At 64.5% G+C, this 13,301-nt stretch carries 11 protein-coding genes and 1 riboswitch; of the genes, 4 read left to right on the plus strand and 7 right to left on the minus strand.

The window, feature by feature from the left end; all coding sequences use genetic code 11:
- The first annotated feature begins 244 nt into the window (after positions 1 to 244).
- Complete coding sequence (gene sucC / locus AYX22_RS05865) at positions 245 to 1,414, plus strand: ADP-forming succinate--CoA ligase subunit beta (protein WP_089593935.1); 1,170 nt, start codon at positions 245 to 247, stop codon at positions 1,412 to 1,414.
- A gap of 12 nt (positions 1,415 to 1,426) precedes the next feature.
- Complete coding sequence (gene sucD / locus AYX22_RS05870; RefSeq protein WP_090820359.1) at positions 1,427 to 2,329, plus strand: succinate--CoA ligase subunit alpha; 903 nt, start codon at positions 1,427 to 1,429, stop codon at positions 2,327 to 2,329.
- 172 nt (positions 2,330 to 2,501) lie between these two features.
- Here the strand turns inward: sucD and AYX22_RS05875 are convergent, their stop codons facing one another.
- Together AYX22_RS05875 and AYX22_RS05880 are read right to left on the minus strand one after the other, a co-directional pair.
- Positions 2,502 to 5,423, minus strand: a complete 2,922-nt coding sequence (locus AYX22_RS05875; RefSeq protein WP_207596605.1) for a chitobiase/beta-hexosaminidase C-terminal domain-containing protein — start codon at positions 5,421 to 5,423, stop codon at positions 2,502 to 2,504.
- A 120-nt stretch (positions 5,424 to 5,543) separates the two neighbouring features.
- Complete coding sequence (locus tag AYX22_RS05880) at positions 5,544 to 6,335, minus strand: gamma-glutamyl-gamma-aminobutyrate hydrolase family protein (protein WP_207596606.1); 792 nt, start codon at positions 6,333 to 6,335, stop codon at positions 5,544 to 5,546.
- Between the two features lie 74 nt (positions 6,336 to 6,409).
- On the opposite strand from AYX22_RS05880, the gene AYX22_RS05885 reads away from it, so the two are divergent.
- Complete coding sequence (locus AYX22_RS05885; RefSeq protein ID WP_207596607.1) at positions 6,410 to 7,549, plus strand: LOG family protein; 1,140 nt, start codon at positions 6,410 to 6,412, stop codon at positions 7,547 to 7,549.
- Between the two features lie 7 nt (positions 7,550 to 7,556).
- Here AYX22_RS05885 and AYX22_RS05890 read toward each other — a convergent pair whose 3' ends face one another.
- The 3 genes from AYX22_RS05890 to AYX22_RS05900 all read right to left on the minus strand — a co-directional run bounded on the left by AYX22_RS05890 (position 7,557) and on the right by AYX22_RS05900 (position 10,761).
- Positions 7,557 to 8,573 carry a matrixin family metalloprotease gene (locus AYX22_RS05890; RefSeq protein WP_242703540.1) on the minus strand — a complete coding sequence of 339 codons (1,017 nt, stop codon included), beginning with the start codon at positions 8,571 to 8,573 and terminating at the stop codon, positions 7,557 to 7,559.
- A 31-nt stretch (positions 8,574 to 8,604) separates the two neighbouring features.
- Positions 8,605 to 9,504: a matrixin family metalloprotease gene (locus AYX22_RS05895; RefSeq protein ID WP_207596608.1), complete on the minus strand. Its 900-nt coding sequence runs from the start codon at positions 9,502 to 9,504 to the stop codon at positions 8,605 to 8,607.
- Between the two features lie 84 nt (positions 9,505 to 9,588).
- Complete coding sequence (locus AYX22_RS05900) at positions 9,589 to 10,761, minus strand: VIT1/CCC1 transporter family protein (protein WP_207596609.1); 1,173 nt, start codon at positions 10,759 to 10,761, stop codon at positions 9,589 to 9,591.
- A gap of 232 nt (positions 10,762 to 10,993) precedes the next feature.
- Between AYX22_RS05900 and AYX22_RS05905 the strand changes: the two genes are divergently transcribed.
- Positions 10,994 to 11,185, plus strand: a complete 192-nt coding sequence (locus AYX22_RS05905) for a hypothetical protein (RefSeq protein ID WP_207596610.1) — start codon at positions 10,994 to 10,996, stop codon at positions 11,183 to 11,185.
- Here AYX22_RS05905 and AYX22_RS05910 read toward each other — a convergent pair.
- Positions 11,182 to 11,481: a hypothetical protein gene (locus tag AYX22_RS05910; RefSeq protein WP_207596611.1), complete on the minus strand. Its 300-nt coding sequence runs from the start codon at positions 11,479 to 11,481 to the stop codon at positions 11,182 to 11,184. The two genes, AYX22_RS05905 and AYX22_RS05910, sit on opposite strands and share 4 nt — an antisense overlap.
- A 16-nt stretch (positions 11,482 to 11,497) precedes the next feature.
- Positions 11,498 to 11,617, minus strand: a riboswitch (SAM riboswitch).
- A 127-nt stretch (positions 11,618 to 11,744) separates the two neighbouring features.
- A complete protein-coding gene (locus AYX22_RS05915) occupies positions 11,745 to 13,280 on the minus strand; it encodes a sodium:solute symporter (protein ID WP_207596612.1) in 1,536 nt (511 codons plus the stop codon).
- Positions 13,281 to 13,301: the final 21 nt, after the last annotated feature.

Below are 13,301 nucleotides of genomic sequence, written 5' to 3' on the forward strand. Positions count from 1 at the left end.
AAAGGCCCAAAAACCGCGCCATTCTGCGGTTTTTCTACAGGAGATAGAAGTGTAAGGTTACTCACTTAACAGGTAGTGTGTAGCTGGCGGGACTCCTCATAGGGCTAAAGTTCCGAGAGGACCTTACGCAATGTGACCGGCTTCAATCCTGGTTGTTACCGCGTACTTTCCGCAGCTGGCTATCGCGGTCATCGCGGTTCCCGGCTGAACAGAAAACTACTTCGACGTAGAAGGACACTAAACCGTGGACCTGTTTGAATATCAGGCGCGCGATATGTTCGAAGCGCACGGTGTACCCGTGCTCGCCGGCATCGTGGCGCACACTCCTGAAGAAGCAAAGGCAGCTGCCGAGAAGATCGGCGGCGTAACTGTCGTCAAGGCACAGGTTAAGGTTGGTGGCCGCGGCAAGGCTGGCGGCGTCAAGGTTGCCAAGACTGCCGAAGAGGCACTTGAGCACTCCACCAACATCCTGGGCATGGACATCAAGGGCCACACCGTCAACAAGGTGATGATCGCCCAGGGTGCTGACATCGCCGAGGAATTCTACTTCTCGGTCCTCCTGGACCGCGCCAACCGCAACTACCTGGCCATGTGCTCGGTAGAGGGCGGCATGGAGATCGAGCAGCTTGCTGTCGAGCGTCCCGAGGCCCTGGCCAAGATCGCCATCGACCCCGCTGTGGGCATCGACCAGGCAAAGGCTGACGAGATCGTCGCAGCTGCAGGTTTCGCTGAAGAACTGCGCGGCAAAGTCGCCGACGTCATTCTGAAGCTGTGGGACGTCTTCAAGAAGGAAGACGCAACCCTGGTTGAGGTCAACCCGCTGGTCCGCACCGGCGCAGGCGAGATCGTCGCCCTCGACGGCAAGGTCTCCCTGGACGAGAACGCTGACTTCCGCCACGTGCACCACGCCACGCTGGAAGACAAGGACGCCGCTGACCCGCTAGAGGCCAAGGCCAAGGCCCAGGACCTCAACTACGTCAAGCTGGACGGCGAAGTAGGCATCATCGGCAACGGCGCCGGTCTCGTGATGTCCACCCTCGACGTCGTCGCTTACGCAGGTGAGAACCACGGCAACGTCAAGCCCGCCAACTTCCTGGACATCGGCGGTGGAGCTTCCGCCGAGGTCATGGCCAACGGTCTGGACGTCATCCTTGGCGATTCCCAGGTCAAGAGCGTGTTCGTGAACGTCTTCGGTGGCATCACTGCGTGTGACGCCGTGGCAAAGGGCATCGTGGGTGCACTTGCTGAGCTTGGTTCCTCCGCGAACAAGCCGCTGGTAGTCCGCCTCGACGGCAACAACGTTGAGGAAGGCCGCCGCATCCTGACCGAGGCCAACCACCCGCTGGTAACCCTGGCCGCCACCATGGACGAGGGCGCCGACAAGGCTGCCGAGCTCGCCAACGCAGCTAAGTAAAGGGACGCGACAATGTCTATCTACCTCAACAAAGACTCCAAGGTCATCGTTCAGGGCATCACCGGCGGCGAAGGCACCAAGCACACCGCCCTGATGCTCAAGGCGGGCACCAACATTGTTGGTGGCGTCAACGCCCGCAAGGCCGGCACCACGGTCCTGCACGGCGACAAGGAAATCAACGTCTTCGGCACCGTCAAGGAAGCCATCGCTGAAACCGGCGCAGACGTCTCCATCGTCTTCGTCCCGCCGGCATTCACCAAGGACGCCGTTGTTGAAGCCATCGAAGCCGGCATCGGCCTCGTTGTGGTCATCACAGAAGGCGTTCCGGTTCAGGATTCCGCCGAATTCTGGGCACTGGCCCAGTCCAAGGTTGACGCTGACGGCAAGCAGATCACCCGCATCATCGGGCCGAACTGCCCCGGCATCATCACCCCGGGCGAAGCCCTGGTGGGCATCACCCCGGCGAACATCACGGGCAAGGGCCCCATCGGCCTCGTGTCCAAGTCCGGTACCCTGACCTACCAGATGATGTATGAACTCCGCGACCTCGGCTTCTCCACCGCGATTGGTATCGGTGGCGACCCCATCATCGGCACCACGCACATCGACGCCCTGGCTGCGTTCGAAGCTGACCCCGAGACCAAGGCAATCGTCATGATCGGCGAAATCGGTGGTGACGCTGAAGAGCGGGCAGCCGACTTCATCAAGGCCAACGTCACCAAGCCGGTTGTGGGCTACGTTGCCGGCTTCACGGCTCCCGAGGGCAAGACCATGGGCCACGCAGGCGCCATCGTGTCCGGCTCCGCTGGCACCGCACAGGCCAAGAAGGAAGCTCTCGAAGCTGCCGGTGTGAAGGTCGGCAAGACGCCGTCCGAGACCGCCAAGCTGCTGCGCGAAGTTTTCGCAACGCTCTAGGTTTATCGCCGAAAGGCACCTGAAGTACGACGACGGCCCGGCGCCTTCCCCACGGAAGGTACCGGGCCGTCGTCGCGCTTTAAGCGATGGTCTTTCCACGTGCTGGACATGGCTGACGCGGGCCGAAGAGTCTGGGGGAAAACTCCGACCCGCGCCAGGTTCATGGGGCCGGCTAGGCGATGACTTTCATGGCCTGCCAGCCGGTGCCGAGGCTGATCGGCGGTACGCTGCTGAACGTTCCGCCTCCCGATCCGGGATACAGCCACAAGGTGTCTCCGATGCGGCCTACGACGTCGTTCTTGCCGTCGCCGTCAAGGTCCCGCGGCCCGGCCATCGCAGTGCGGGTTCCCCAGCCCGTGCCGATCTGCGTCCACTGCAGCCAGCCCCCGGAACCATTTCCCGGATACAGCCATAATGCGCCTGTGTCGGTCCGCCGCGCCAGTACATCTCCCTTGCCGTCGCCGTTGAAATCACCGGTGCTGAAGATGGCATTCATGACGTCCCAGCCCCAGCCGACCGTGTAGGGCGTCCGCTGTCCTCCGGTGCCGTTTCCTTCGTACAAGCGGAGCTCGCCGTTGCTTCGACGGCCGATGAAATCAGGGATGCCATCGCCGCTGAAGTCGCCGGGGGAGAAGAGCTGCGTCATGGTGCTCCAGCCCGTGCTGACCTGGGTACGTGCCCCGAAGCTGCCTGCACCGTCGCCGGGGTAGAACCAGAGGATGTCACCCGCCCGTGCCAGGAGGTCGGGCTTGCCGTCCTTGTTGAAGTCGCCGGGGGTGACGGTGTCCGTGATGGTGGACCAGGCTGGTGCGGCCAGCGCGATCTTCCTGGGGTCCAGTCCGCCGGATCCGTTGCCGGGGTAGAGATACAGGTTCCCGGCGGTATCGGCGGCCAGTACGTCAGCGCGGCCGTCACCGTCGTAGTCATGGGCCGACGGCGGTCCCGCTGCAGGCACGGTGTAGGTCTGCGTCCCCACAGCCGAGGTGTTGCCGGCGGTATCTACGCCGATGTACTTGAGCACCAGTGTGGAGCTGCCCATGACGATCGGATTGGCGGCGTTGTACTTGATGTTGGTGGCTGACTCCGTGGCCGTGGGCGTACTGCCATTAGTGGTGTAGTAGATGGCGGCAGGCTCATTGGCGGACAGTGCGATGGTGGCTCCACTGGCCAAGGCCCGGCCGGTGGGGTTGGCCGTCACAGTGGGGGCCGCAGTGTCCGGTGGCACGGTGTAAGTCTGGGTGGCCACCTCGGAAACGTTGCCCGCGGTATCCCTGGCGAAGTACTTCAACGTCATCGGGCCGGGACCGTTGAAGGGGATCGCCGTGGTGTAGGAAAGCCCGGCCGTCAGAGGATCGGTACCGTCTGTGGTGTATCGGATATCGGCGGGCTCGTTCGCGGACAGTGTGATGGTGGTGCCCGGAGCATACTGGCCACCCACCGGGTTGGCGGTCACCACGGGCTTGATGACATCCGGGCCCGTGGAGTAGGTCTGCGTGACCACAGCGGAGGCGTTGTTCGCGCTGTCCACGGCGAAGTACTTCAGGGTCAGCGGGCCGCTCAACGTCAGTGGAGCGGTGTACTTGCTGCTGGCCGTCGTGGGAGTGCTTCCATTGGTGGTGTAGTAAATGGTGGATGTTTCATTGGCGGTCAGGGTGATGGACTGGCCCACCGCGTAGGTTCCACCCGGGGGTGCCGCGGTGACGACGGGGGCCACGGTGTCCGCGCCAAGGTAGGCCTCAAATTCGGCCAACCCGGCGTTGGTGGTGCCGGTACTGACTGAGGTGATGTTGAGCCGTACCGAGCTCACTGTCTTGGCAGGAAACTTGATGGTGAGCCCCGATCCGTTATTGGGCAGGGACGGGACCGCCACAGTGCTTCCATCCGAGAATTGCAGGTTCCCGCCTGTGATCTGATCCGTCAGGAGGGGGCGGTCGGACAGGGTGACCGCATTGATGGTCCGGGTGGGGGTGAAATTGTATTGGATCCAGCTGCCGGCCTTCTCCCCGGCGGAGACCCATTCACGCGTGGCATCCATTGGAGTGCCCCAATGGTAACCGTCACGGACCTTTTCGGGGCTCTGCGCTGCAGCCTTCTGCGACGACGCCGTGACGGTGGTACCTGCCGATTTAGCGGCGTTGTCCACCCACTCGATGGCCGTAATGTACTGCCGTTTCAGCCACTCGTCGTAAGGGGAATCCGGACAGCCCTCGCCGGGACTGCTGCAGACGTACATGTCGAAATCAGCGAACCGCACAAAGGTGTCCACCTTGGCGGTGAGCTCAGCCCCGGTCACGTTCTGGGCGTATTCATCAATGACATAGGCGTCGTAGGCCATGGACGTGTGCGGTCCGGTGTAGCTGCGGGTGGCAAGCTGGGCAAATTTTGCGGTGGCCCAGTGGTCGCTGTGGTCGTACGGGCTGGTGAAGTTCCCGGTCCAGTCCTGGGTGCGGAAGGTGGTGGGCTGGAAGTTCGCCACGAGGCGGTTCAACGCTGACTGGAACTGGGACTTGGTGAAGGTTGCGGCGTTGTCCACCGGGCGTATGGAGGACAGCCGGCCGTCCCAGAGTTTGAGGATGCTCTGGCTGTTGTATGCTGCGCTGCCCAAGCCATTGGGGAAGCCGTCCGGAAGCCGCATGTACACCACGGAGATGTTCGGGGCGCCGTTGAGGGTCCGCAGGGTCAGCGGGCGTCCCGGGACGCCGGCATCGGAGGTAGTCCAACTGTTGGAGACCCCGGCCATCTTGGCGTAGCTGGCCTGGATCCCTGATTCGAGGCTGCGCCAGTAGGTGGCTCCCTCTCCGGCCTCGCCGGCGGTGGCGAACACCGTTTGGACGCAGCGCTTCGCCTGAATGTCGCGCATAAAGTCCGGGCTGAGGAAGAGCAGGTCATCGTCGGTGTGCGCCACGATCTGCATGGCGCCGCCGGTGCCCGCGCACGGCGGTTCAGCAGCAGCGGCGGGAGCTGCGGTGGTGAGGGCGAATCCGCCTACGACCAACGCGGGCCCCAGGAGAAGGCCCAGAAGGCGTTTGGTGAGAGAAGGGCGGCTAATCTGAAGGAGAGGACGACTGGCGTATTTTGGACGGTCCACAACCATGCTCCTTTGAGCAGATGTTGGGCCCCCCAGCCGGCAAACTTACGACGCCCCCCCGGACGTCTATGAATGAAGTTGGTACTGGCTGTACTTCCGACGGAACTGAAAGCGATGCAGTGAGAGTTACTGTAGCCCAACTGCGGGAGCGTGAATAGAGTGCCGGCAAACGTCCACGAACTTCTTGAAGGGCAGCAACCGCTCCGCATCGGGAATGACGGACGCCTCGGGATGCCACTGCACGGAGGCTACCCACCGGGTGGGATCCTCCAAGGCCTCCACCGTCCCGTCTTCGGCGATGGCCGTGACCACCAGGCCCTCGCCCACCCTGTCCACCGCCTGGTGGTGCCCGGAAGCAATCTTGATGGTGGTCCCCCCGGGAGCTCCATAGAGTGCCGCCGCTTTGGATCCAGCCGTGAGGCGAACGTCATGCCAAGCCCACTCGCCGGCCGCGGGATCGTGTGGATCCAGGCCACTGTGGGTTACCGAGGTAGGGGCCATGTCCTGAATCAGCGTTCCGCCGTACAACACGTTCAACAACTGGTGGCCGCGGCAGACACCCAGCAGCGGCAGGCCGGCGTCGATGGTTGCCCGGGCAACATCCACGTCCAAATGGTCCTGCTCCTGGTTCACGTCGTACAGCGAATCCTCGGGATCCTGGCCGTACAAGCGGGGATCAATGTCGCCGCCTCCCGGCAGCAGCACGCCGTCGAGCATCTGCATTTCGGCAGCCAGGCGGCCGGCGCTGTCTGCCGACACCGGCGTCAGCAGCACCGGCTGCGCACCGGCCTCGCGCAACAAATCCACGATGAAGGTGAAAAGTCGATTGGCTTCGCCCACCCGGGCATCGGGGGTGTCCGAACTGCTAAGACGGATCGGAACACCGATACGCGGACGGGCAACTTCTGAACTCTTCATGTTTCATGATGCACTGGACAGCCGCCCGGGGCGCAAACGCCCGCGTCACGGTCCGTCGATACTACGCTGAAACCATGAATCGCACCGGAGCCCTGAACCCGAGCCCGCGGACACTCGACATAGAAAGCGTGGTCCAGTTCCGCCATCTGGTAACCGCAGGAGCCGGGACCATGAATGGCTGGCACGCGCAGTCGCTGGACCTGCGTGGCCACGCACGGGAGCTCAAGTCCATGGATGCCCAAGGCGCGATCTTTCTGGGGTGCACCTTCGACGACGGCGTGGAAGAGAGCCTGCGTCGCCGTGGCGCGCTGATCTTTCCCAAGCTTCACGGCGTACCGTTCGATCCCTACCGGAACAGCCTCTACACGGCAGGGGAGCTCTACCAGGACATCTCCGCCACTGAGTACGAGTCAACCCTCGACGCCCTGGTCTACCAGTGGAGTATCCTCCCCGGGCAGCGGGGAAGCCTGGACGCCACCCTGGCCGCGGCCCTGCACGACCACGCAATCGGCGATGCCCTGGACGAACTCCTGGACCACGGGGCACTTTCCGGGACCCAAGTGGTGGGTGTCATGGGTGGACACGCCGCCCAGCGCGGCAGCAGCGACTTCGCCGACGCCGCCCGGTTGGGCCGGCTGCTCGCCCAATCAGGATTTGCCGTCGCCACCGGCGGGGGACCCGGGGCCATGGAGGCGGCCAACCTGGGTGCCTACTTGAGTGGAACGTCCGACGCCGATGCTGAGGCCGCGCTGGAAAGCCTCGCCGGAGTGCCGGGGTTCAGACCCTCGGTGACGGCTTGGGCACGGCAAGCAGCCGCCGTCGTCGAACGTCATCCGGAAGGCACACCGACCCTGGGGATTCCCACCTGGTTCTACGGCCACGAGCCTCCCAACCTGTTCGCTACACATGTTGCCAAGTACTTCGCCAATGCCGTAAGGGAAGCCATCCTGCTGGAGCTGTGCACCGGCGGGATCGTCTTCCTTCCGGGCGCCGCTGGAACGGTGCAGGAGATCTTCCAGGACGCCTGCGAGAACTACTACGGAGCGCCCGAAACCATCAGCCCCATGGTGCTGGTGGGACGTGAACACTGGGAACGGACACTCCCGGCCTGGCCCATGCTGCAGAGCCTGGCCGCGGGAAAACCCATGGAGGAGAAGATCTTCCTGGTGGACACCGTGGAAGAAGCGCTCGCAGTGGTGGCCGGCCAGGCGTGAGGCGCGGCTAGAAGTCCTTGCTGCAGGGACCCGAGCCGAGTTGGGCCAGGCCGGTCCTGTCGCCGGCAGCGTACTGGCGGACCCAGGAAGCCTGGTCGAACATCAGTTGCCGGGGATCGTCCACGTGGTCAAGGCCCAGCAGGTGTCCCAGCTCATGCATGATCACCGCTACGCCGATCTCCTTGCCCTCGGAGGTGTCCACGATGCCGGCGAACTGCGGGGCGTCCAGGGACACCGTACCGGTGACATAGGCCTTGTAGCCGTCGCTCAGGCCAATCGAGGAGCTCCCTCCCAGGCCCACGGTTTGGCCGGTCAGGCGCGGCACCTGCTCCGGAGTGCTCCACGCAATCAGGACGGGCGCCCATCGGTCACCGTATCTGGCGGGTTGGTATCCCTGCCTGTTGGTGGAGGGGACCTCGGAACTGGGGCCGTCGTAGACGAACTTCAATCCGGTGGCCACGCTGGCTTGGCGAATGGCCTCTTCCACCAGTGGTTGCCAGGACGGATCCCCGAGATCGGCGTTCACCACGTAGTGGATGGGCCTGCACGGGGAGTAGGCCAGGGGAGTGCCGTCCTCCTTGATGGCAAGGAACTTGTACGAGGTACTGGTCCGGTTCACCGGTGCCGGAGTTCCCAGTGGCGCATCGGCTTCTTCCAGGCCGGGCACAGGCTCTTGGCGCTGCCCGAACGGGACCAACCCGGGCCGGGGTGCCTGGCTTTGCGAGGCGGAGGAGCCGTACAGGAACCGCTGCAGGTCGCCGCTGAAATACGCCCCCGCGCACACCAGGCCGAGGATGCCCAGGAAGAACAGGATTGCGGCGATGCTGCTGTGCTTGACCGGCGGTGCCGGTGGCAGCGCGGCCCCGGGTCGGTAGGGGCCATTTGGAGGATCATGCGGGCGAAGGGGATCGGGGTCCTGCCACTGGGGCGACCCGTTAGGTTCCATGGAACCCCCTGACGTGGAGGCCGCGACGGGAGGTGGGGCGCCGCCGTCGACCGTAGCCGCCAGCATAAGTCCGGACACGCCGGGAGTCCATGGCCCCCCGAACCGGCTGTCAGATGTCCTTGCGGCAGGGGGCCGAGGCAAGGAGGTGCAGTCCGGTCAGGTCGCCGGCCGCAAGGCCGTCAGGGGCGCCGATTTCCGGGTACATGAGTTGGACCGGGTCATCAACATGGTCCAGGCCCATGACGTGCCCCAACTCGTGCTGCATGACGGCGAGGACGTAGTCGGCGCCTTCGGGATCAGCAAGGAGTTCGGCGACCTGCGGGGTGTCCAGCTCCAAGCTGCCCGTGATGTAGCTCTTGGGTCCATTGTTCAGCGAGTACATGGTGCTGCCGCCCGTACCAATGACTTTGTCCGCCAACGCCGGTGCTGCGTCCGGATTGGTCCACGAAATCAGCAGGGGCGCCCATCGGTCGCCGTACTTGGCCGGCTGGTATGGCTCCCGTCGGTCTACCGGCAACTCGTCGGTGGTCCCGTCGTTGACGAACTGGATTCCTGAAGCGGCGGAGACGTTCGCGATCGCTGCCTCCAGCAGTGCATCGGAACCTTCCGGCGCGGACCCTTCGTTCACCACGTAGTGCAGCGGGCGGCATGGCGAGTACCCCACCGGAGTGCCGTCGTCGTTGGTAGCCAGGAACTTATACGACTCGTTGGTAGTCTCCGGGACCTTCGGCGAGGCCAGCGGGGCGTCCGCCTCCTCAAATCCGGGCGGCGGGGCGTCTGCTGCACGTGCTGGCGCCGTCTGCTTCTGCCCGGGTGTCCCGTCGTGCGCGGCACCAGGGACGCTCACACCCGGGAAAAGGGCGGTGATCCGCGGGTCTCCATGCAGGAATTCGCTGACCAACACTGCCACCACAGCGGCAATTCCGGCCATGAGCACGCCACGGAGAATGCGCCAGGCCGTGCCGGTACGCCGGTGCTTTGGCGCACGCGTTTCCCGCTCCGAGTCCACGGTTCTCCATTCCTCACGCCCTGGTCACGCGGGGCAGCGCGGAGGACGAACCAACATTACGGGCTGCGGGGGGAACCGTCCAAACTAGACGATGGTTGCCCCGAACACCAGGCCCAGCCCATACGTGGCGGCAGCCGCTGCCAGGCCGATCGCGAGTTGGCGCAGCCCGCGGCTCAGCGGCGAGGTCCCGGACAGCAAGCCCACGACGGCGCCGGTCGCCAAGAGCGCGATGCCCACCAGCACACCGGCCACCATCAAGGCGGCAAAGCCCGTCATGCCGAAGATGAAGGGCAGGATGGGAACGATGGCACCGGACGCGAAGAAGCAGAAGCTGGACATCGCTGCGCCCCATGCCGAACCGACGGATTCGTGCTCGTCGGTGGCAGGTTTCTCGGGCTGCAAGGAGAGGCTGGGATCGCAGTCGCAGCTGAACAGGCCCATGCGCTCTGCGGCGCGATGCTCAGCGGCCTCGCGCGTCATGCCGCGGGCAAGGTAGACCAGCACCAATTCGTTGTGTTCGATGTCCAACGACGGTGCTGCCGTGAGAGTGGCTTGGGTGGGCAGCGTCGCGTTGAGCAGTTCCCGCTGGGAGCGGACCGAGACGTACTCGCCGGCGCCCATGGACAGTGCGCCCGCCAAAAGACCTGCCACACCGCTCATCAGCACCACCGGACTGGGCACGCCGGTGGCGGCCATGCCCATGACCAGCGAAAGGTTGCTCACCAGGCCGTCGTTGGCGCCGAAGACCGCGGCACGGAAGGTCCCGGAGAGCCGGTTCCGACCACGGGTAGCCAGGCCCCTGACCACCTCTTCGTGGATCTGTTCGTCAGCCACCATGGCGGGTGTTGCCGCGGGTTCGGAGCCGTAGGGGGAGCGGCCTTCTGCACGTTGGGCCAGGGCCAGTACAAAGACCGACCCGAAGTTGCGGGCCAGGAATCCCAGGAACTGGCTGCGGGCTGACGCGGCCTTGGGCATTCCGGCGTGCTCACCCAGGAGCTTGAGCCAGTGGGCCTCGTGCCGGCCTTCGGCCTCGGCCAGGGCCAGCAGGATTTGGCGTTCTTCGCCGTCGCGCCTCTGGGCGAGTTCGCGGTAGACAGCGGCCTCGGCGCGCTCGTCGGCGAGGTACTGACGCCACCGGCGGATGTCGGCGTGCGAGGGCGCCGCGGGTTCCGTTCCGACGTTCTCGAGGGCTGCCGATTCCGGGGTGGGGTCCGGAGCTGGGCTCGACGAACCGGGGGATTCCTGGTGCTGTTGCACTTTCTCTCCTGTGCTGGGTGGGGTAGTTGCGGCCCCATTGCACGCCCCACTGTACCGCTTATCTGCGCGGTTTTTTGGCTGGTATTCCTCACTTGGAATGTTCGGCGCACCGTAATTTCCGGCCGTCCTTGACCCCCGACTTAGCCGGTGCTCAGATGGAAGGACAGGGGCGGGGGCCCACCCCGCACACGTTCAACAGGGCTTGAGCGGCCCACGAGACGGAGGTTGCACCATGAACACCACCGAATCACACGCCAACTACCCGGAACGGACCACCATTGAGTCAGATCCGGCCTATGACTACGCCGAGGACCAGGAAGTGGACGAGGCCTGGGTGGAAGAAGTGGACGCCCCCGAGGACGACGAACGTGTGGTCCCCATCGACGAGACCGAGGAATTCCGCGAAGCAGACGAGGAAATCTAGGCGGGCTCCTCGTGGCTGAGTGTGTAGTGAAGCTGCACGCCGGCGCGTTTGCCGGCCGCCGCAACAGTCACGGTTAGGGTTCTCGACGCATCACACCAAAGGGTCGGCCGGACCGCTCGGGCCAACGCCTGCGCGATCAGGTGCGGTTGGGGATGTCCGAACCGCATGGTTCCGGCCTTGGCAGTGATGGTCACCGTGCCCAGGAAGAGGTCGACGGCGGGAATCACCGCGACTGTGTGGGTGGCTGTTGTTGCCGGGGTACTGGTAGCCGGGGTGGTATCGCCTTGGTACGGCAAGGGACTGCTCCTTGGGGGAGTGCTCTTGCCCGCTCGGTTGTCTCTGGTCCGGGACGGGCCGCTTCCTCATCCGAACCACCCGTGAACATGGGGTTGGTGTGTGGCCAGTCGGAGCTTGGCACCACATCTCTTGAAGCTGGGACCACCTTACCGCACGGCTGTCCAGCAAGTTGGGGCGCCCTCTTCCCGGGGACAAAACAACGGCGGCGCCACCCCGGAAAGGGGAGGCGCCGCCGTCGAATTTTGCTCTGTTGCTTGCAGCGCTACTTGTGGCTGCTGACCGGGTGGGCCTCAGGCGGGAGTTCCTCAGAGACGGCACCGGCAACGCGCTTGTCCCAGGCCTCGCGGACTGCGGGATCAGTGGGCGGGGTGAGCAGTGAAATCACTACGTAGGCGATGAACGAAGCGGCGAGACCGTAGTAGATCGGTTCGTTGGCGTAGACGCCGTCCGCGCTCGGAATGACACCCAGGGCGAAGAGGATCAGCAGGGTCAGTGTCAGCACCGATCCAACTGCCATGGACCATGCAGCGGCGATGCCCGTGCCGCGCTTCCACACCAAACCGCCCAGGATTGCGACCAGGAGGCCACCCACCAGGATGTCGTAGGCGATGGTGAGGGCAATCACCACGTCCTGAGCCGCCATGGAAATCAGTACTGCCACGATGCCGAGTCCAAGAACCCAGTAGCGGTTGGCTTTGACGTCGTGCTCGGGGTTTTCGCTGTCATCGGTGTTGATGTTCTTGCCGAACCAGCTGGCCACGAACGGGACAACGTCCGCACGTGCCACCGTGGCTGCGGCGATCAGGGCGCCGGATGCGGTGGACATCATGGCCGCAACAGCCGCGGCCATGACCAGGCCGCCGATGCCGACGGGCAGGATGTGGGTTGCCACCTCGGCGTAAACAACGTCCTTGCCGAGGTTGGTGACATCGATGTCCGGCAGTGCCACCCGGGCGGCCAAGCCGATCAGGGCGCCGGCGATGCCGTAGAGGATGCAGTAGACGCCGGCCGTGGCGCCGCCCCAACGGGCAACGGCGGGGGTCTTGGCAGTGAAGACGCGCTGCCAGATGTCCTGACCGATCAGGAGGCCCAGTGTGTAGACCACGAAGTACGTGATGATGGTCTGGGCGCCGATGCCATCGATCTGGAAGAAGGTCTCATCGAGGCGCTCACGGATGCCGTCCATGCCGCCGGCAGCGTTCAGGACGAACGGGAGCATCAGGAAGAAGATACCGACGGTCTTGATGATGAACTGAACCTGGTCGGCCAGCGTGATGGACCACATGCCGCCAATGGTGGAGTAAACCAGGACGATCGCGCCGCCAACGGCGATGGCAAGCCAGCGTTCCCAGTCGAAGAGCACCACGAAGATGGTGGCGTAGGCGCCGGTGGAAGTAGCGCAGAGCATGAGCGTGTACGCCAGCATGACGATGCCGGAGGTCTGCGTGGCCCTGCTGCCGTAGCGAAGGCTCAGCATCTGGGAGACCGTGTAGATCTTCAGGCGCTGGATGGTGCCGGCGAACAGGAGGCTGAGCAGCAGCACGCCTGCGCCGATGGCCACTACCAGCCACATGCCGGAGATGCCGAACTTGTAGCCGAGGCCGACGCCGCCCACGGTGGAAGCGCCACCGAGGACCACAGCGGCCATGGTGCCGGTGTAAAGGAACGGTCCCAGGCGGCGGCCAGCCACCAGGAAGTCGCTGTTGTTCTTGGTGCGGGACTTGCCCCACCAGCCGAATGCCAGCATGGCGAGCAGGTACACCACCACGATTGCGATGTTTATAGCCGAAGATTCCATGAGCGGTCCTTGGAGCTGATG

Origin of the sequence: Arthrobacter sp. D5-1 (assembly GCF_017357425.1) — a bacterium.
Classification (GTDB): Bacteria; Actinomycetota; Actinomycetes; order Actinomycetales; family Micrococcaceae; genus Arthrobacter.